At 62.3% G+C, this 19,013-nt stretch carries 14 protein-coding genes and 1 pseudogene; 6 read left to right on the top strand and 9 right to left on the bottom strand.

The window, feature by feature from the left end; all coding sequences use genetic code 11:
* Positions 1-501 (bottom strand): annotated as a pseudogene (locus tag CQ12_RS46760) (DNA repair protein); the annotation flags it as partial.
* A gap of 162 nt (positions 502-663) precedes the next feature.
* On the opposite strand from CQ12_RS46760, the gene CQ12_RS27360 reads away from it, so the two are divergent.
* Together CQ12_RS27360 and CQ12_RS27355 are read left to right on the top strand one after the other, a co-directional pair.
* On the top strand, positions 664-1,902 hold the full coding sequence (locus CQ12_RS27360; RefSeq protein ID WP_057838396.1) for a putative DNA modification/repair radical SAM protein: 1,239 nt from the start codon (positions 664-666) through the stop codon (positions 1,900-1,902).
* Between the two features lie 104 nt (positions 1,903-2,006).
* Positions 2,007-3,464 carry a UdgX family uracil-DNA binding protein gene (locus tag CQ12_RS27355; RefSeq protein ID WP_057838395.1) on the top strand — a complete coding sequence of 486 codons (1,458 nt, stop codon included), beginning with the start codon at positions 2,007-2,009 and terminating at the stop codon, positions 3,462-3,464.
* Between the two features lie 287 nt (positions 3,465-3,751).
* On the opposite strand, the gene CQ12_RS27350 is transcribed toward CQ12_RS27355, so the two are convergent.
* Entirely contained in the window at positions 3,752-4,222 is a 471-nt protein-coding gene (locus tag CQ12_RS27350; protein WP_057838449.1) for a VOC family protein, read from the bottom strand.
* Positions 4,223-4,553: 331 nt separating this feature from the next.
* Here CQ12_RS27350 and CQ12_RS27345 point away from each other — a divergent pair, with 331 nt between their 5' ends.
* Both CQ12_RS27345 and ppk2 read left to right on the top strand, forming a co-directional pair.
* A complete protein-coding gene (locus CQ12_RS27345) occupies positions 4,554-6,182 on the top strand; it encodes an inorganic phosphate transporter (protein WP_057838394.1) in 1,629 nt (542 codons plus the stop codon).
* A 144-nt stretch (positions 6,183-6,326) separates the two neighbouring features.
* A complete protein-coding gene (gene ppk2, locus CQ12_RS27340) occupies positions 6,327-7,247 on the top strand; it encodes a polyphosphate kinase 2 (protein ID WP_057838393.1) in 921 nt (306 codons plus the stop codon).
* A 196-nt stretch (positions 7,248-7,443) separates the two neighbouring features.
* Here the strand turns inward: ppk2 and CQ12_RS27335 are convergent, their stop codons facing one another.
* On the bottom strand, positions 7,444-8,616 hold the full coding sequence (locus tag CQ12_RS27335; protein ID WP_057838392.1) for a M20 aminoacylase family protein: 1,173 nt from the start codon (positions 8,614-8,616) through the stop codon (positions 7,444-7,446).
* A gap of 119 nt (positions 8,617-8,735) precedes the next feature.
* Positions 8,736-9,908: a M20 aminoacylase family protein gene (locus CQ12_RS27330; RefSeq protein WP_057838391.1), complete on the bottom strand. Its 1,173-nt coding sequence runs from the start codon at positions 9,906-9,908 to the stop codon at positions 8,736-8,738.
* 224 nt (positions 9,909-10,132) lie between these two features.
* Here CQ12_RS27330 and CQ12_RS27325 point away from each other — a divergent pair, with 224 nt between their 5' ends.
* Positions 10,133-11,752: a GMC family oxidoreductase gene (locus CQ12_RS27325; protein WP_057838448.1), complete on the top strand. Its 1,620-nt coding sequence runs from the start codon at positions 10,133-10,135 to the stop codon at positions 11,750-11,752.
* 62 nt (positions 11,753-11,814) lie between these two features.
* On the opposite strand, the gene CQ12_RS27320 is transcribed toward CQ12_RS27325, so the two are convergent.
* The 4 genes from CQ12_RS27320 to hpnO all read right to left on the bottom strand — a co-directional run bounded on the left by CQ12_RS27320 (position 11,815) and on the right by hpnO (position 15,224).
* Positions 11,815-12,540, bottom strand: coding sequence for a hypothetical protein (locus CQ12_RS27320; RefSeq protein ID WP_057838390.1), 726 nt, complete (start codon positions 12,538-12,540; stop codon positions 11,815-11,817).
* 246 nt (positions 12,541-12,786) lie between these two features.
* Entirely contained in the window at positions 12,787-13,053 is a 267-nt protein-coding gene (locus CQ12_RS27315) for a hypothetical protein (protein WP_057838389.1), read from the bottom strand.
* A 264-nt stretch (positions 13,054-13,317) separates the two neighbouring features.
* Positions 13,318-13,725, bottom strand: a complete 408-nt coding sequence (locus CQ12_RS27310; protein ID WP_057838388.1) for a GFA family protein — start codon at positions 13,723-13,725, stop codon at positions 13,318-13,320.
* Between the two features lie 107 nt (positions 13,726-13,832).
* Positions 13,833-15,224, bottom strand: a complete 1,392-nt coding sequence (gene hpnO / locus CQ12_RS27305; RefSeq protein WP_057838387.1) for an aminobacteriohopanetriol synthase HpnO — start codon at positions 15,222-15,224, stop codon at positions 13,833-13,835.
* A gap of 102 nt (positions 15,225-15,326) precedes the next feature.
* Between hpnO and CQ12_RS27300 the strand changes: the two genes are divergently transcribed.
* Positions 15,327-16,019, top strand: a complete 693-nt coding sequence (locus tag CQ12_RS27300; RefSeq protein WP_057838386.1) for a DUF2147 domain-containing protein — start codon at positions 15,327-15,329, stop codon at positions 16,017-16,019.
* Here the strand turns inward: CQ12_RS27300 and hpnN are convergent.
* Positions 15,987-18,575, bottom strand: a complete 2,589-nt coding sequence (hpnN, locus tag CQ12_RS27295) for a hopanoid transporter HpnN (protein ID WP_057838385.1) — start codon at positions 18,573-18,575, stop codon at positions 15,987-15,989. The genes CQ12_RS27300 and hpnN overlap by 33 nt on opposite strands.
* Positions 18,576-19,013 lie beyond the last annotated feature (438 nt).

Below are 19,013 nucleotides of genomic sequence, written 5' to 3'. Positions count from 1 at the left end.
GGTGACGCCGGAGGCTGCCGCGGCCAAAGTGAGTTTTCGGCTGGCGACGAGATCGAGCTGGCGCGCCTGCCCCCAGACTTCCAGCACCACAGCGCCGAGCGCGTCGCAGGCCAGCGCATCGGCGGCGGTCCGTAGCGCGGCATCGGTGTCGGTGGCGCGCACGGTGACGAGCAGCCGCGGGTCGAGACCCAATTCGCAGAGCCCGCTCATCGACAGCGCGCCGGATTCAATTTCCGAAAAATCCTGCCGCACCCAGACCAGCGGCCGGCGTGGCGATATCCGTCCCGCCAGCCCCGCGATGAAGCCGGTGGCCGTTGCGCTCTGGTGCCCCTCGGCGAACACTTCATGCACCGCCGATACCGCCAGCCCGCCGCATAACGTTGCGTCCGCGGCCTTGTGGCCAAGCGAAATCCTGGCGAGGTCATGCGCATCGCCATGCGCCTCCAGGCGCTCGATGCTGCCGCGCAAACTTGCAACCGTGCTGGTGCGTGCGGTGCTCATGCGCCGCTCCTTCGGAAATTGGGCCTTACCGCTTCTTCCCGAGTGAACCCGCGGCTGGCTCATTTGTTCACGATATGTTCTAATATAAAGCTAACAGGCCCAGCGGAGTCAATCGGGATCGACACCTGAGAGATTCATGAGCGGAATCAAAGGGATTTAACGATGGATGTGCAACGTAAACTGGAAATCCTGGCGGACGCTGCGAAATACGATGCTTCCTGTGCCTCCTCCGGCACGGAGAAGCGGGATTCCAGCGACGGCAAGGGCCTCGGCTCGACCGCGCCGGGCATGGGGATCTGCCATTCCTACGCACCGGACGGACGCTGCATCTCGCTGTTGAAGGTGCTGCTCACCAACGCCTGCAACTACGATTGCCTCTATTGCGTCAACCGCACCTCCTCCAACGTGCCGCGCGCCCGCTTCACGGTCGACGAAGTGGTGAAACTGACAATCGACTTCTACCGGCGCAATTACATCGAGGGCTTGTTTCTCTCCTCTGGCATCATCCGCAGCGCCGACTACACCATGGAGCAGGTGGTAAGCGTCGCGCGAAAGCTGCGCGAGGAGCATCATTTTCGTGGTTACATCCATCTCAAGACCATTCCCGAAGCGGACGACGCACTGATCGCGGAGGCCGGAAAATATGCCGACCGTCTCTCCATCAACATCGAAATGCCGCTCGAAAACAGTCTTGCGAAATTCGCGCCGGAAAAGAACGTGCGCGCGATCCGTCGCACCATGGGCCGGCTGCGCCTAAAGCTCGACGAGGCCAGGGAAAGCGACAAGGCCGCGACCAAGGCAAAACCGCCGCGCTTCGCGCCGGCCGGGCAAAGCACGCAGATGATCATCGGCGCCGATGCGGCCGACGACAAAACCATTCTCGATACCAGCGCCAATCTCTACGGCTCCTACCGCCTCAAGCGCGTCTATTATTCGGCCTTCAGCCCGATCCCGGATGCGAGCCGCGCGCTGCCACTTGTCGCACCGCCGCTCGTTCGCGAGCACCGGCTCTATCAGGCCGACTGGCTGATGCGGTTTTACGGCTTCGATGCCGGCGAGATCGTCGACGAGGCCAAGGGCATGCTGCCGCTCGACATCGATCCGAAACTCGCCTGGGCGCTGCGCCACCGCGACCGCTTCCCGCTCGACGTCGCCACCGCCAGCCGCGACGAGCTGTTGCGGGTGCCGGGCTTCGGCACCAGGGCGGTCGATCGCATCATCGCCACGCGCCGCCTGACCTCGATCCGTCTGGCCGATCTGGCGCGGCTGCATATCCCGCAGAAGAAGGCGCTGCCGTTCATCGTGCTCAGCGATTTCAGCCCCTCGCCACATCTGATCGACGGCGCAGGGCTGAAGGAGCGATTCAAGCCGAAGGCAACGCAACTGGGATTTGGGTTTTGACCACCAGCGTCATTGCGAGGAGCGAAGCGACGAAGCAATCCATCTTTCCTCGTGCCGAGACATGGATTGCTTCGCTTCGCTCGCAATGACGGGAGGAGAGAGAAATGCATTTCATCACCCTCGATAGCGAAACCGATTTCGACGGCTGGCGCAAAGCAGCACGCGCGCTGGCGCTGAATGATGTGACACCGTCCGAAGTGAGCTGGCGCGTTGCCGGCGCTTCGCCTGAGCTGTTCGAGCCGATCGCGCCGCCGCTCGAACCGCCACAAGGCACCTTCAGCGTACCGGCCAAATTCGTCGAACTGGCCGAGATCGCGATCCTCCATCACAACCCCGAGCGGTTCGCCCTGCTCTACCGGCTGCTGTGGCGGCTGCGCGGCAATCACGATCTGCTCGCGATCGCGACCGATTCCGATGTGGCTGACGTCACAACGATGGCAAGAGCCGTGCGCCGCGACGAGCACAAGATGCACGCCTTTGTTCGCTTCCGCGAAATTGGCCGCGAGCAGAAATCGCACTTCGTCGCCTGGTTCGAGCCGGAGCACCACATCGTCGAACTGGCCGCACCATTCTTTGCGCGCCGCTTCGCCGACATGCCCTGGTCGATCCTCACCCCCGACGTCTGCGCGCATTGGGACGGCCATGCCATCTCGATCACGCCGGGCGTCGCCAAAAGCGAAGCCCCGACCGCTGACAGGCTGGAGGGAACCTGGCGCAGTTACTACGCCAGCATCTTCAATCCCGCCCGGCTGAAAGTGCAGGCGATGCAGAAGGAGATGCCCCGAAAATACTGGAGGAACCTGCCGGAGGCTTCCTTGATTAAACCCCTGATCGAAGGCGCCGGACGCACCGCCAGCGCGATGATCGCCAATGCGGCGAGCGAACCGCACAAGCCGCAGAAGCGGCTGGAGCCATCCAAGGCAAGCGACAAGGCCGACGACATGCCCCACAAACATGCCGACGATATCGAGACGCTGCGCGAGGAAGCCGCCAATTGCCGCGCCTGCCCCCTCTACAAGAACGCCACCCAGACGGTGTTCGGCGAAGGGGCGCAGACAGCGCGGATCATGCTGGTCGGCGAGCAGCCCGGCGACAAGGAAGATCTCGCCGGCAAGCCGTTCGTCGGGCCCGCCGGCCAAATGCTCGACCGCGCGCTGGACGAAGCCGGCATCGACCGCAGCAAGGTCTATGTCACCAATGCGGTGAAGCACTTCAAGTTCGTGCCGCGGGGAAAAATCCGTCTGCACCAGAAGCCGAACACGCCGGAGATCAGGGCATGCCGGCAATGGTACGAACGCGAGCTGGCCGCGATCAAACCCGAGCTGGTGGTGGCGATGGGCGCCACCGCGGCGCAAAGCGTGTTGGGCAAGATCACGCCGATCAACAAGAACCGCGGCCACCCGATCGATCTCGACGACGGCACCAGGGTTTTGGTGACGGTGCATCCGTCCTATCTGCTGCGGTTGCCGGACGCCGAAGCCAGGGCGAGCGAATACCGCCGCTTCGTTCAGGATCTCAAAATTGCCGCCGGCGTGCTGCGAAAATCAGCACATGCGGCCTGAATTCCGCCAAGCCGGCAGCCGCAATATCTGGTGAAAAATAACGGGAAAAATTGACAATCCCGCCTGCAACCATTAATTGATGGGCGACACAATCGCATTCTCAAGGGAATGTGGGACGTTTTGGTTCACGCCATGATGCTCCTGCATGGTCGACGCGCTGCGCGGTCCTCCTCCAGCCCCGGCGCCGTGCAGCGCTCGACCCTCTTTTTTCTCGCGGCGCCACCGCCGCCGTACGGACGGCCCTCGGGGGTTCCATCGACTAAACACCCCTCGCGTAGCGAGGCGTCCTAGCCCCTCGCCGCGGCCTCCAGTTCTGCGATATCGAACTTGACCATCTTCAGCATGGCTTCCGCCACCCGCTTGGCTTTTGCCGGGTCGGGATCGTTCATCAATTCGCCGAGCCGTCTGGGCGCTATCTGCCAGGACAGGCCCCAGCGGTCCTGCAGCCAGCCGCACTGCTCGATCCTGCCGCCCTCTTTCAAGGCGTCCCACAAGCGGTCGATCTCAGCCTGCGTGTCGCATTCAACCATGATCGAGAAGCTGTGGTTGAACGGATCGAGCGGACCCGCCTCGATCGCCATGTAGCGCTGGTCGCCCAGGGTGAAGGCTGCAATCTTGACGCTGCCCGCGGGACCGCTCGGGCTCTCGGCCGGCAGGGCCGAAACCCACTGCACCGACGAACCGCGGATGTGCGAGGTGTAGAAGCCGATCGCGGCCTCCATGTCCTTCTCGAACCAGAGATGCTGTGTGACCTTCATCGGGGCTCCTTCCTCCAAATGGCCAGCGTGCGCACGGCCGCTTTCGTTCCAAGGACGGATGAAATGAACGTCCGCCGACAGGGACGACGAGATTTTCTCGTGCAGACCATCGGCCAAACCGCTGAACCGATAAGCAATTCAGGAGCGCCTTGTTGGATCCGCGCATCATAAATCGGTTCAAAGGAAAATAATGAAGACCCGCACTGGAGATACGGGCTTTCCTTGATGTGCGATCAAACTTCAGCGACGCTGCCGGCCCCCCTGTCATCTAACCTTCAAGGGCCTCGGTCAAAGATGCCCGCCTCTCAGCCTATTTCGACGGGGCGTCAGAATGACCGATATGGCTCTCAATTCAACGATGGGCGATGCAACGCCTGTCCAGCCGGCTTCGCGGCCGAACCTCGACAAGGGGTTCAATCCGCTGACCCTGATCCTGTTCTTCGGCATCCTTGCCGCCGGGCTGCTGTACGTCGCCTACAGCATCTACGTCGACATCGACGCGACCGGTATGCGGGTCACGGCCTGGCTGCCCTATATCCTCTTGCTCGTGGCGCTTTTGATCGCGCTCGGCTTCGAGTTCGTCAACGGTTTCCACGATACCGCCAACGCGGTCGCGACCGTGATCTACACCCATTCGCTGCCGGCGGAATTCGCCGTGATGTGGTCGGGGTTCTTCAATTTCCTCGGCGTGCTGCTCTCGTCCGGCGCGGTCGCCTTCGGCATCGTTTCGCTGCTGCCGGTGGAATTGATCCTCCAGGTCGGAAGCAACGCCGGTTTCGCAATGGTGTTCGCGCTGCTGATTGCCGCCATCGTCTGGAACCTCGGCACCTGGTATTTCGGTCTTCCGGCGTCCTCTTCGCACACGCTGATCGGCTCGATCATCGGCGTCGGCATCGCCAACGCGCTGATGCACGGCCGCGACGGCACGTCGGGCGTCGACTGGACCAAGGCGACCGAGATCGGCTACGCGCTGCTGCTCTCGCCGCTGTTCGGCTTCTGCATGGCCGCGATCCTGCTGCTGGTGTTGAAGTTCGTCGTCCGCAATCCGGCGCTGTATGCCGCCCCCGAAGGCAACAAGCCGCCGCCGCTGTGGATCCGCAGCGTCCTGATCGCGACCTGCACGGGTGTCAGCTTCGCCCATGGCTCCAATGACGGTCAGAAGGGCATGGGCCTGATCATGCTGATCCTGATCGGTACAGTACCGACCGCCTACGCGTTGAACCGCGCGCTGCCGGAATCCCAGGTGGCGCAGTTCCAGAAGACCTCGGACGCCGCTTCGAAGGTGATCGCCGCCAAGGGCGCCGGCCACAGCATCATCGGCGATCCCCGGCCCGCGGTGACGCAATACGTCTCCGCCCGCAAGATTAGCGAAGGCACCTACCCCTCGCTGGCCGTGCTGGTGAAGGACGTCGGCGAGCAGGTGCAGAAATACGGCTCCCTGAACAAGGTGCCGGCCGAAGCCGTCGGCAACACACGCAACGACATGTACCTGACGTCGGAGGCGATCCGCTTCCTGATGAAGGACAAGGAAAACGACCTGCAAAAGGAAGAGGTCGACACCCTCAAGGCCTACAAGGCCTCGCTCGACTCAGCCACCAAGTTCATCCCGCTCTGGGTCAAGATCGCGGTCGCAATCGCGCTCGGCCTCGGCACCATGATCGGCTGGAAGCGCATCGTCGTCACCGTCGGTGAGAAAATCGGCAAGTCGCATCTGACCTACGCGCAGGGCGCCTCCGCCGAACTGGTCGCCGCCTCCACGATCGGTGTCGCCGACGTGTTCGGCCTGCCGGTTTCCACCACCCACGTGCTGTCATCCGGCGTCGCCGGCACGATGGCGGCCAACGGTTCGGGCCTGCAGATGGCAACCGTGCGCAATCTCCTGATGGCATGGGTGCTGACGCTGCCGGCTGCGATCTGCCTGTCGGCAAGTCTCTACGTACTGTTCGCGAACTTGTTCTGAGTATCGGCAGTGCGGTAGAGGCGCGGAAGGCCGGAACCAAATTCCGGCCTTCTGCTTTCAGCTAGGTGCCCTGACCGATGATACGGCAGGCCATCGACATTCACACACCACGCGAACCCAACAGCTCTGCAGCTGGAGCCCGCCATGACCAAAAGACCCCCGAATGGCACCATCCACGATCCCATTCAGGCGGAAATGCTGGATAGTTTCGATGAGGAACTGGAACTTGAAATCGACGACGATCGTCTCGATGCACTGACCAATGAATTTGCCGACCATACGGCCGAAGAGACCATCGATCGGCGCGTCTACTTCAAGGAATTGTTTCGCCTGCAGGGTGAGCTGGTAAAACTGCAGTCCTGGGTGCAGCAGCACCACCTCAAAGTGGTGGTGATTTTCGAGGGGCGCGATTCCGCCGGCAAGGGCGGCGTCATCAAGCGCATCACCCAGAGACTCAATCCGCGGGTCTGCCGCGTCGCGGCGCTTCCGGCGCCGAACGAGCGTGAGCGCACGCAATGGTATTTCCAGCGTTACGTTTCGCACTTGCCGGCCGCCGGCGAGATCGTGCTGTTCGACCGCAGCTGGTACAACCGCGCCGGTGTCGAGCGCGTGATGGGCTTCTGCACCGAAGACGAAGTCGAAGAATTCTTCCGGTCGGTGCCGGAATTCGAACGTATGCTCGTGCGCTCCGGAATCACCCTCATCAAGTACTGGTTTTCCATCACCGACGAACAGCAGCATTTGCGCTTCATGATGCGGATCCACGATCCGCTCAAGCAGTGGAAGCTCAGCCCGATGGATGTGGAATCACGCAGCCGCTGGGAGCAATATACCAAGGCCAAGGAAGCGATGCTGGAGCGTACCCACATTCCGGAGGCTCCCTGGTACCTCGTCGAGGCCGACGACAAGAAGAAGGCACGGCTGAACTGCATCGCGCATCTGCTCGAACAAATTCCCTACCAGGAAATCAAGCGCGAGCCGGTGGTACTGCCGCCGCGGGTTCGCCATCCGGAATATAGCCGCGGTCCGATTCCACCCGAAATGTATGTACCGGAACGCTATTGAGCGCCGGACCGCAGACCGGTCCGTCAGTCGGGCAGCATCCCGAACCCGAACAATCCGGCGGCGTGTCGCTGATCGCCGACGCCGCCGTTTCGGCTGCAATTCCGGTTCAACGGAAAATAAAGAAGGCCCGCACTGGAGATACGGGCCTTCCTTGATGTGACGTTGCGCTTCACATGCGGTTCAGGTTGAAGAACCTCTATGCCGCCGCGAGCTTGTTCTCGACCAGCTTGATCCAGTACGACGTCCCGTACACGATCGCCTCGTCGTTGAAATCATAGGCGGGGTGATGGAGCCCTGCGCTGTCGCCGTTGCCGCAGAAGATGAACGCGCCGGGGCGCGCTTCCAGCATGTAAGAAAAATCTTCCGCGCCCATCAGCGGCGGCATGTCGTGGACGTTCTGGGCGCCGGCCACTTCCTTGGCCACCTGCGTCGCGAACTCGGTCTGATCGGCGTGATTATTGGTGACGGGATAGCCGCGCTCATAAACCAGGTCGATCCTGGCGCCGGTCATTTTGGCCACGCCCTCGCACACCTCACGGACGCGCTTCTCGACCGTCTCGCGCACTTCCGCCGTCAGCGTCCGCACGGTGCCGCGGAGTTCGGCGGTGTGCGGAATGACGTTGCGCGCGTTGCCGGCATGGAACTCGCAGATCGAGATCACCGCCGACTCCAGGGGATCGATGGTCCGCGAGACAATCGACTGCAGCGCGGTAATGAGCTGCGAGCCGACCAGGACGGAGTCGATACATTTGTTCGGGCGCGCGGCATGGCCGCCGAGGCCCTCGATCTTGATGTCGATCGAGTCGGTTGCCGCCATCACCGGGCCGGGCCGGATGGCGAAGGAACCGATCGGAATCCCGGGTCCGTTATGCATGCCATAGACCTGCTCGATGCCGAACCGGTCCATCAGCCCGTCCTCGATCATCGCGGCGGCGCCCGCCCCGCCCTCCTCGGCCGGCTGGAAGATCACGACCGCGTCGCCGGCGAAATTCCGGGTCTCGGCGAGATAGCGGGCTGCACCCAGAAGCATCGCGGTGTGGCCGTCATGGCCGCAGGCGTGCATCTTGCCCGGCGTCTTGGAGGCATGGGGAAGATTGGTTGCCTCCTCGATCGGCAGCGCGTCCATGTCGGCGCGGAGCCCGATTACGTTGATCTCGCCCTTGCCGGGCTGCTTGCCCTTGATGACCCCGACGACGCCGGTGCGGCCGAGGCCGGTCGCCACCTGATCGCAGCCGAATTCGCGCAGGCGGTCCGCCACGAATGCTGCAGTGCGGTGAACGTCGTAGAGCAATTCGGGATTTTCATGGATATCACGGCGCCAGGCCTGAATATCGGGTTGCAGATCGGCGACGCGGTTGACGATAGGCATGGGATTTCTCGAACCTCAGTTTGGAACGCGTAAGGCTTTTGTAGCATGCAAGGTGCGGTCCACCCAACACTCTGCCGCAGAGCCGCCATCCCCGGCGGAAGCAGGGCGGGAAAAGCGCCTCACGCGGCCAGCGTGTTCTCGACCAGCCTGATCCAGTAGGAGGTGCCGAACACGAGCGCCTCGTCGTTGAAATTGTAGGCGGGGTGATGGAGCCCTGCGCTTTCGCCGTTGCCGCAGAAAATCAGCGCACCCGGCCGCTGCTCCAGCATGAAGGCGAAATCCTCGCCAGCCATCAGTGGCGGCATCTCCTGCACATTGGCTTCGCCGGCGATCTCCCGGGCCGCCCGCGTCGCGATATCCGTCTGCCTGACATGGTTGACCGTTACCGGATAGCCGCGATCGTAGGTCAGATCGATCCTGGCGCCGGTGATCTGCGCCACGCCGGCGACGACCTCGCGGACCCGCCTTTCCACCATCTTTCGTACGTCGCCGTTCAGGGTACGGACGGTGCCCGCCAGCTCCGCGGTGTGCGGGATCACGTTGCGGGCGTTGCCCGCGTGAAACTCGCACATCGAAATCACAGCCGATTCCAGCGGATCGACGCTGCGCGACACGATCGACTGCAGCGCCGTGATCAACTGCGCGCCGACAAGCACGGAATCGATGCTTTTGTGCGGCTGCGCAGCATGCCCACCGCGCCCCTCGATCTTGATGGCGACGGCATCGCCGCCGGCCATGATCGGACCGGGCCGAAGCGCGAACGCTCCGACCGGAATGCCCGGACCATTATGCATTCCGTAGACCTGCTCGATACCGAAGCGGTCCATCAGCCCGTCCTTGATCATCGCAGCCGCGCCCGCGCCGCCCTCTTCGGCCGGCTGGAAGATCACGACCGCATCGCCGGCGAAATTGCGGGTCTCGGCGAGATAGCGCGCCGCCCCCAAAAGCATGGCGGTGTGGCCGTCATGGCCGCAGGCGTGCATCAGGCCCTTCGTTTTGGAAGCGTAAGGCAGATTGGTCGCCTCCTCGATCGGCAGCGCGTCCATATCCGCCCGCAGCCCGATGACCTTCACGTCGCCATTGCCGGCGGGCTTGCCGCCCTTGATCACGCCGACGACACCGGTGCGGCCGATACCGGTAACGACCTCGTCGCAGCCGAACTCCCGCAACCGGTCCGCCACCAATGCCGCGGTGCGGTGCACGTCGTAGAGCAGTTCCGGATGTTCATGAATATCCCGGCGCCAGGCCTGGATCTCGGGTTGAAACTCGGCGACGCGGTTGACGATGGGCATGGGATAACTGGCTTTCCGGGTTGAACGTGTCCTGTAGCATGCAAGCGGCGGTCCAACCAATGCACCCTCGCCGACACATCCGGCCTCGCCGTCATGGCCGGGCTTGTCCCGGCCATCCACGTCTGACTAATAGGTGAAAAGACGTGGATGCCCGGGACATCTGGCGCGAAGGCGCTTCGCGCTTTTGCCCGGGCATGACGGATCGCAAGTGGGCGGAAACCAAGATGCCGAAGCAGTTCGAAGGCGATTTCGATTACATTGTGGTGGGCGCTGGGACTGCCGGCTGCATCATGGCCAACCGGCTGTCGGCCGATCCGAAAAACCGCGTGCTGATCCTGGAAGCGGGCGGCAACGACAACTGGATCTGGTTTCAGATCCCGGTCGGCTATCTCTTCGCGATCGGCAATCCCCGTTCGGACTGGATGTTCAAGACCGAGGCGGAGCCCGGGCTCAACGGCCGCTCGCTCGCCTACCCCAGAGGCAAGGTGATCGGCGGCTGCTCCGCCATCAACGCCATGATCTCGATGCGCGGGCAATCCGCCGATTACGATCACTGGCGGCAACTCGGCCTGACCGGCTGGGGCTATGACGACGTACTGCCGCTGTTCAGGCGGCTGGAGGACCATTTCCTCGGGGAAAGCGAGCATCACGGCGCCGGCGGCGGCTGGCGCATCGAGGCGCCGCGGCTGTCCTGGGACGTTCTCGACGCGGTCGGTGAGGCCGCCGAGGAAATGGGCATCAGGCGCATTGCCGATTTCAACACCGGCGACAATGAGGGCGTCAGCTATTTCCACGTCAACCAGAAGCGCGGCCGGCGCTGGTCGTCGGCGCGTGGCTTCCTCAAGCCGGTGCTGAACCGCAGCAATCTGCGGCTGGAAAAGCATGTGCTGGTCGACCGGCTGATCGTCGAGAATGGCCGCGCGGTTGGCGTGCGCTTCATGCAAGGCAATGAGGTGATCGAAGCCCGCACCAGGGGCGAAGTGGTGTTGTGCGCGGGAGCGATCGGCTCGACGCAGGTGCTGCATCGAACCGGCATCGGCCCCGCCGACTGGCTGTCGCCGCTCGGCATCGACGTGACGCTCGACAAACCGGGCGTCGGCCGTAACCTGCAGGACCATCTGCAGCAGCGCGCGATCTACAAGGTCGAGGGCGTGCGCACGCTGAACGAGACCTATTACAATCTGGTCCGGCGCGGCATGATGGGGCTCGATTACGCCTTCCGCCGCCGCGGCCCGCTGACCATGGCGCCGTCGCAGCTCGGCATTTTCACCCGCTCCGATCCCCATCGCGCGCGCGCCAACATCCAGTTTCACGTGCAGCCGCTGTCGCTCGACAAGTTCGGCGATCCCCTGCACCGCTTCCCCGCCATCACCGTGAGCGCCTGCAACCTGCAGCCGACATCGCGCGGCACGGTGCGCATCAAATCGGCAACGCCGGACGAAGCGCCATCGATCGCGCCGAACTATCTCTCGACCGACGACGACCGCCAGGTGGCGGCCGATGCCATCCGCACTACGCGGCGGCTGATGAAGCAGAAACGGCTCGAACGCTATCGGCCGCAGGAATATCTGCCCGGCCCCAGCGTCGGCGATGACGACGCGTCCCTGGCCAAGGCCGCCGGCGATATCGGCACCACGATCTTCCACCCCGTGGGGACTGCGAAGATGGGCACCGCCAACGACCCGATGGCTGTCGTCGACGAGCGGCTGCGGTTCTACGGCATCGGCGGCTTGCGCGTGGTCGATGCGTCGGTGATGCCGACGATCACGTCGGGCAATACCAATACGCCGACGGCGATGATCGCGGAAAAAGGTGCGACGATGATTTTGGAGGATGGGCAGTAGAGCGGCGAGATCGAGCCGCGCCGCACGATTACGAGGCAAAGTGGGATCTTGTGCGGTTACCGCTACTCCCTCGCCGAAATTCTCGCGTGAATACGCGCCGAAAGCGCCAGGTCGTCGTTGGTGGCGTACAATTCAAGAAGGGAAATGGTTGTTTGGACGACAACCTGATCGCGCCACTGATCGATCAGCTCGGCAAGTTCTGCGGTCTCCAACGCATCGAATTCGGTGCGCATATGATAGTACCCTACGAGGTAGAGCTTCGTGGGGGCCACGCCAACGCTCTTCTGTACCAGCGCAAAAGCGTCTTCGCCCTCAATTTGCTGCGGGTAGACCGGAAAATAGATGCGCCCGGCATTCCTGTTGCCGAGAAACGGACCTTTGAGACAAATCGATATCGGGCCGGTCTTGTCCAGCACCTCCTGCGCCGACGCCGCGCAGCGATCAAGATCTGCTTCCGAAATGCCGCTCGCAAGCGTCGCGTGCAGCCTTGACCGGCGCCGTTCTCCAAGCTCCCACGCAATCTTCGGCGCGAAGCGCGCCGACTTCATGGCCCGCTCGAGCGCCTGAGCCGGCTCGGATTGCAGGAAGACCTCCGCGGCAACCGGTATCACGAGCGCATAGCGCGCCTTCTCGTAGATGCCGTTTCGATAGTCACGCCCCTCAACCTGGCTGACCACCGCGGGGTGTTCCGAATTCACGAGAGGAAGGTGCGCAAGGCGGTATCCATCGTCGAAGACAACACGCTCGCCGGATTGATATGTCTTCCGGTTAGACTGATAGGCCATCATCGAGTCGTCGCAATACGTTATAGCTGGCATCCGCCCCCTGCTCCGCGTCAGTTACGGATTATAGAAATCCGCAGCTACGCCCATAAGCGAATATTTTGGCAGACATGAAGACACTATTGCAACGTGGTCAGAATGGCTTCGCCAGGCCTGATTTCATTTCTCACGACGACCGAACAGTGAACTAGCTCGCACGGAGCCAACGGGCCGCGAATGCGCGCCCGTTAGTTCATTCACGCTATCTCGACGCTACTGCGCCCGGCGATAGTGCCTCGTCGACCTTTGCCGCACGCGCGGCTCGGGCGCGATTACCCCCTCGCCGTAATAGGCATTGGAATTGTAATAGGCATTCGATTGATCGAACGACCTATACGCCGGGCGGCCGCCGAGCACGTCGGCGTTGGGATGATAGAAGGCGTAGGCGCCGGGCTCCTGGATCGCGGCTTGCGCGAACACGGGCGTTGCGATCGCGGTCATCAGAAACGCGGCGGCGAGGGTTGGGATCGACTTGGTCATCGGTGGGATCCTCTTGTTTTGAAGTCACCCCACCCAATTGGGTGTCGCAGCGCAAAAGCGGAGGGCTGCGCGAGGGCTCTCACCGCGATGTGAAAAGCCGTGCGCGGAAATCCCGATGGCGTGAAGGCGGACCTGCTGCCACGTGCTGTCAAATGCGCAGAATATTCGCCTACAAATGAAACGATCGACGCAACGCTTTCGCTTTTGCGCAGCGCTGTACGGCGGATTGGCGATGCGCCAATCCGCCGCAACGAAATCTGCATGCTACGTCTGCGGGGGATAACGCTCGAAGGTCGGCAGTTCGTGCGCGCTCTCCATCCAGTGCAGCCGCTCGGCGGTCTGGATGTGGATCATCGCCGGGGCGGCGTTGGGATCGTCATACGTCCCGCTCTGAATGTCGACGATGCCGGGCAGGATGTTCGCGTTGGTGTAGAACAGACCCGTGCCGCAGTCGGCGCAGAATTGCCGCCGGCCGTGTTCGGAGGACTCGTAAAGCTTCGGTGCTCCCTTCGTCACCTTGAGCGCGCCCTCCGGATACATGGTCCAGCCGACGACCGGCGCGCCGGCGTGACGCCTGCAGTCGGTGCAGTGACACAGCGCATGAACGATGAGTTCGCCCGCGATCTCGTAACGGATGGCGCCACAATGGCAGCCGCCGGTGATGGTAGTCATGCTTCTCTCCCTGTCGACACGGCGATTGCCGTTCCGTCGGAGATAGGCGCGGAGATTGACGGTTCAACGACGCAATCAACTTTCCGTTGCGTCTTACTGTCGCGTGACTACGCCGACTTCCTGACCGCGTTGTCGACCAGCGTCTTGCCGAGCGACCAGATCGCGCCGGGCACCTTGTGGCTGGCGGCGATGACGTCGTCGAACGACTTCTCGATCCAGGCACAATCTTCTTCTGATATCACGAGCGGCGGCAGCAGCTTGATGGTGTGGCTGCCGTGGCCGGAGACCTGCGTCAGGATCTTGTGATCCTTGAACAGCGGCACGGTGATGAGCTGGCAGAACAGGCCCTTGTTGGCGGTCTCCAGCAGATTCCAGGAAGCCTTCAGCTTCAGCGATTTCGGCGGGCCGAACTCGATGCCGATCATCAATCCCTTGCCGCGCACTTCCTTCAGCAGTTCATAGCCCGGCACCATGCGCGTCAGTGCAAGGCGGAGCTCGGCGCCGCGCTTGGCGGCCTGTTCGACCAGCTTTTCCTGCTTGATCACATCAAGCATCGCGATCCCGGCGGCCATCGCCATATCGTTCTTCGAAAACGTCGAGCCGTGCACAACAGCTCGGTCCATCTGGCTGAAGATCTTGTCGAAGATCGACTTGCGCGTGAGCAGCGCACCGACCGGCACGTGGCCGCCCGACAGCGCCTTCGAGAGCAGCACCATGTCCGGCTCGACATTCCAGTGCTCGACCGCGAGGAATTTTCCGGTGCGGCCGATTCCGGTCTGGATTTCGTCGGCGATGAATATCGAACCGTATTTCTTGCACAGTGCGGCAGCGCCCGGCAGATATTCATCCGAGGGCATGTTGACGCCCTTGCCCTGGATCGGCTCGACGATGAAAGCTGCGACCTGGCGCGAGGACAACGCCCGCTCCAGTGCCTCAAGGTCGTTGAACGGAATCTGCGTGCACCCCGGCAACAGCGGCTCGAATCCGCTGCGGAAGTTCGCATCGTCCATCAGCGACAGCGCGCCGTAGGTCAATCCGTGGTAGGAGTGGGAACAGGACACGATGCCGGGGCGGCCGGTGGCGCCGCGCGCGAACTTGATCGCAGCCTCGGCAGTTTCGGCGCCGGAATTGGCAAAGAACACCTTGTCCAGATATGGCACATGTTCCAGCAGGCGTTCCGCGAGCACGCCGGCGAGCGTGGAGACGTCGAGTTGCACCAGATTGGGAAAATCGGCATCGAGCACGCCTTTCAGCGCGTGACGCAATGCCGGATGATTCCGGCCAATCGCAAAAACGCCAAATCCGCTGAGTAGATCGAGATAGCGGGCCCCGTCACGATCGAACAGGTATTGACCTTGACCCTTCTGAAAGCCCACATCGTAGCCGATGGTCTTCAGCACCCGGACGAGTTGCTCGTTGAGATGACGCGCATGCATGGAACTGCGCTGCGCTTGCCGCTCAACAAACAGCTCGGGAACGTCTAGATATGAATCTGGCATCGGCTACATACGTCGGTTGATGGCTGTTTCGTCAACTGAAAACGCCCAATGCGGCGTTTTGACCCCCGCTTTGGATCATCTACTTAAACATAGGTTTGAACCATGTTGCACGGCCCAAGAACTATCGCGCGTACAATAGTTTGTTCGGGAATCATTTTAGCCACAGGTGTTAATGCGGCGCGCGCCGCCGACCCCACCGGTGACTGGAAAGTGGCCGATGGCGTGGCCAACATCCGCGTCGCCCAATGTAGCGGCAACATGTGGGGCGTGGTTGCCTGGGAAAAGGTGCCGGGCGGCAAGGACAAGAACAATCCGGACGCCGCAAAGCAGAGCCGGCCGACGCTTGGCATGCCGATCCTGATCGACATGAAGAAGAAGCCCCGCGTCGATGCCTGGGAAGGCCAAGTCTACAACGCCAAGGACGGACAGCTCTACAGCTCGACGATCAAGCCTGTCGGCGCCGACCAGCTCGAGATTCAAGGCTGCGTGCTCGGCTTCCTGTGCGGCGGTGAAACCTGGACCCGCGTCGGGCCGCCGATTCCATCGAGCCCTGCCAACAGCATGGCCAAGGGCGCGCCGAAGGGTACACCCGGCACAGCGCCCAAGAGTGCTGCATCGGGCGCACCGTCGACTGCGGCTCCTGCGCCCGCGGCGCCAAAGACCACAGGCACGGCCAACCCGGCGCCTGCGAATCCTGCTCCGAAGGCCGCACCCGGTCAGAAGCAGGCGGCCGCACAGTCCGCCGACATCGGCGATATCTGCCTACTCCCCGACATCGCGCGGTTTGCCCATTAGCGCCGGCTGGAACAACAGCACCGCGGCCAGCGTGATGACGAACGACAGCGCCAGCAATTTACCCATGCTGGCGGTGCCGGGATGACTGGATAGCCACAGGCTTCCGAACGCAGTCGCGGTCGTCAGCGCCGAGAAGAAGATCGCGCGCGTCAGGCTGGACTGCAGCAGGTTGGTCCTGCCCTCGCGCCACGCAGTGACGTAATAGATCTTGAAGGCGACGCCGACGCCGAGCAGCAGCGGCATCGCGACGATGTTGGCGAAGTTCAGCGGCAGCTCGATCAACACGCAGAGTTCCAGCGTCACCGCGCCTGCCACCAGCAGCGGCACCATCGTCATCAGCACGTCGGTGACCCGTCTCAACGCCAGCCAGAGCAACAGGCTGATCACCAGCAACGCCCAGATGCCGGCGTGAATGAATGCCTTCACGATGGTGTCGCCGGACTTGAGGATCGACACCGGCCCGCCGATCGCGTTCGGCTCCGCGGCCAGAACCGCATCGGCAAAGCGGCGCAGATTGTCGTTGTCGTTGGGGTCGCCCTTCGGAAGCGCCTCGACGCGGATCAGGCCGTCCTTGGACTTCCAGCTATTGAGCAATTCCGGCGGCAGCGTCTTCAACGTCACCGGCCCGGCCTGCATCGTGTTGCGGAGCTGGTCGAACACGATCTTGAGCGGCGCGACGAAGACGTTCTGCGCCTTGTCGCGCGTCGCCTGATCGCTGCCGGAAAGCTTCGACAGCGCATCCGCCAATCTGCGCGAAGCAACGGCGCCCGGGCCGTTGCCGTCGCCGGCGGTCCTGCGCAAGGCATCGGCCGAACTCTTCAGCGCTTCCACATTCTCTTCATCCGTTGGCGCCGCATCGACCGAATCGGGATTGAGCGCAGGGCCCACCACCCTCGCCGCCTTCGCGATCAGTTGCAGTTTTGCCGGCTGATCCTCGGGCACGAAACTGTCGATCGACATCACGCGAAGAACTTCCGGCAGCTTTTCCAGCCGCGCCGCGATTTTCTTCGCATCCGCTTCCGAGTTGGTCAGCACGTTGACGGCGTTCGCGCCGGTGTTGGGATCCTTGCGCAGGTCAAGGAAGGTCGCGATCGATTCAGCGTGCGGATTGCGCAGGTTGATCGGGTTGAAGTCGAACTTCATGAAATAGAGCAGCGGCAAGCCGGCCACGACCAGAAGTAGCGTGCCGGCGACGATGATGACGCGGTGCCGTTCGAGGAATTCGTCCACCGGCGCCAGAAACGCGTAACCGACCGGCTCGCTTTCGCCGGGCGGGTGCAGCAGCTTCAGCATGGCCGGCAGAGCCGTGATGCTGGTGAGGAATGCGATCAGCATGCCGGCGCCGGCAATCTTGCCGAGCTCGGAAATGCCCTTGTAGTCGGTCGGCAGGAAACACAGGAAGCCGGCTGCGGTCGCCATCGCGGCGAGCGACAGCGGGACCGCCGAACGCCTGGCGGCGCTCTCCAGCGCCAGCGCTATGTCGTCATTCTTGAAACGCTCCGAACGGTAGCGGACGCTGAATTGAATGCCGAAATCGACGCCGAGGCCGACGAACAGCACGGCAAAGGCGATCGACAACAGGTTCAGCGATCCCACCATCATCAGGCCGACGGCGGTAGTGACCGCTAGTCCGATGAACAAGTTCACGAACACCGCCAGGATGATCTTGCCCGAGTGCAGCGCCATCCAGAGGATCACGAGCACGATGAGGACGGTGACGACGCCGTTGAGAATCGCGCCGTCCTGCACGGTCGAATATTCCTCGTTGGCAATCGGAACCGGGCCGGTCAGTCGCACGCGGGCGCTGTACTGGCCCGCAAAATTGAGATCGGTGGCGGCCTGCCGGATCGCATCGGTAGCATCCTTGCCGGGTTCGAGCTCGCTGTAGTCGAGCTTCGGCTTGAACTCGATGAAGGAGCGGCGATCGGCATCGGTCAGCGGCTTGTCGCTGACGAGTTCGCGCCACGAGAACGTCGCCGGTTTCTTGTTGAGAATATCCTCAACCGTCTGGCTGATCAGGTTGAAGGGACGTTCGGCATTGTCGAGCTTGACCTGCCCGCGCTTGACGCCGGCAAGGCCCGTTTCCAGCGCGCCGGTCAGGCCGCGGATCGAGGGATCGCCGGCCATGATCTCGATCAGAGGGGCCGCGGCTTCGAGCTGGCCGGCGACCTTGCCGACTTCCTCCACGGGGAGGAACAACAGTCCGTTCTTTTCGAAGAACTCGCCGGAACCCAGCGGCTGCACCGACTCGAAATGCTTGGTGTCGCCGGAAAGCTTTGTGAAGAGCGCGTTGCTCGCGGCACTGGCGAGTTCGGGCGTCGGCGCCTCGACCACGGCAAGAATCAGTTTTTCGCGGTCGAACGCGCGCTCGAACTGATTGTCGCGCTTGCGCCAGTCGAGGTCGGGCGAAATCAGCGTGTTGATGTCGGTGTTGATGGCGAAATGCCGGGCGGCATACACGCTCGCCCCGACTGCCAGAAGCAGCGAGAGAATAACGACGAGAGTGGCAAACCGCGTACAGGTTCTGACAATCGAGACAACAATACTGGTCAGCACTTCGTTTCTTTCTAAATCTCAAGGAGGAGCTGGGCGAAAACGCCCGCTGTCTAGCGGAGTTCCGGCAGCCGATCTAATGTTGTTTTGGCTACCCGTCAGAGGGTTCAAACCAAGCCGTCAAGATAGATCGGAACAGGCGTTCAAGGCGCCGGTATAGCCCTTTCCGATGGGCGATAAAGTGACGAACCGGTGAGGAATCGCGGTTCACGAAATGCTTTTATTGGTATTTAGTTACCGTAATTTAGTAACCATTGCGCGATCCACCCTTTTCTATGTGCACGATTTTTGACACATAGTCCTGCGCTTCCATCTACTTGGGTGGGGATGAACCTACGGTTCCGGTCATGGTGCGGATATTGCAGATATCCGGTGTGACCGGCTGCACGGAGGCTTTTGGGTAAATTTGCGAATTCAGTGCCTTGGTGCAACTTGTATAAT

The sequence above is a fragment of the Bradyrhizobium jicamae genome (assembly GCF_001440395.1).
Taxonomy (GTDB): domain Bacteria; phylum Pseudomonadota; class Alphaproteobacteria; order Rhizobiales; family Xanthobacteraceae; genus Bradyrhizobium; species Bradyrhizobium jicamae.
This window is presented reverse-complemented; position numbering and strand designations above follow the sequence as displayed.

Bases quoted from the DNA above. Each gene is read 5' to 3' on its own strand.
- CQ12_RS27360 (WP_057838396.1), top strand. From the start codon at position 664: ATGGATGTGCAACGTAAACTGGAAATCCTGGCGGACGCTGCGAAATAC.
- CQ12_RS27355 (WP_057838395.1), top strand. From the start codon at position 2,007: ATGCATTTCATCACCCTCGATAGCGAAACCGATTTCGACGGCTGGCGC.
- CQ12_RS27350 (WP_057838449.1), bottom strand. From the start codon at position 4,222: ATGAAGGTCACACAGCATCTCTGGTTCGAGAAGGACATGGAGGCCGCG.
- CQ12_RS27345 (WP_057838394.1), top strand. From the start codon at position 4,554: ATGACCGATATGGCTCTCAATTCAACGATGGGCGATGCAACGCCTGTC.
- ppk2 (WP_057838393.1), top strand. From the start codon at position 6,327: ATGACCAAAAGACCCCCGAATGGCACCATCCACGATCCCATTCAGGCG.
- CQ12_RS27335 (WP_057838392.1), bottom strand. From the start codon at position 8,616: ATGCCTATCGTCAACCGCGTCGCCGATCTGCAACCCGATATTCAGGCC.
- CQ12_RS27330 (WP_057838391.1), bottom strand. From the start codon at position 9,908: ATGCCCATCGTCAACCGCGTCGCCGAGTTTCAACCCGAGATCCAGGCC.
- CQ12_RS27325 (WP_057838448.1), top strand. From the start codon at position 10,133: ATGCCGAAGCAGTTCGAAGGCGATTTCGATTACATTGTGGTGGGCGCT.
- CQ12_RS27320 (WP_057838390.1), bottom strand. From the start codon at position 12,540: ATGATGGCCTATCAGTCTAACCGGAAGACATATCAATCCGGCGAGCGT.
- CQ12_RS27315 (WP_057838389.1), bottom strand. From the start codon at position 13,053: ATGACCAAGTCGATCCCAACCCTCGCCGCCGCGTTTCTGATGACCGCG.
- CQ12_RS27310 (WP_057838388.1), bottom strand. From the start codon at position 13,725: ATGACTACCATCACCGGCGGCTGCCATTGTGGCGCCATCCGTTACGAG.
- hpnO (WP_057838387.1), bottom strand. From the start codon at position 15,224: ATGCCAGATTCATATCTAGACGTTCCCGAGCTGTTTGTTGAGCGGCAA.
- CQ12_RS27300 (WP_057838386.1), top strand. From the start codon at position 15,327: ATGTTGCACGGCCCAAGAACTATCGCGCGTACAATAGTTTGTTCGGGA.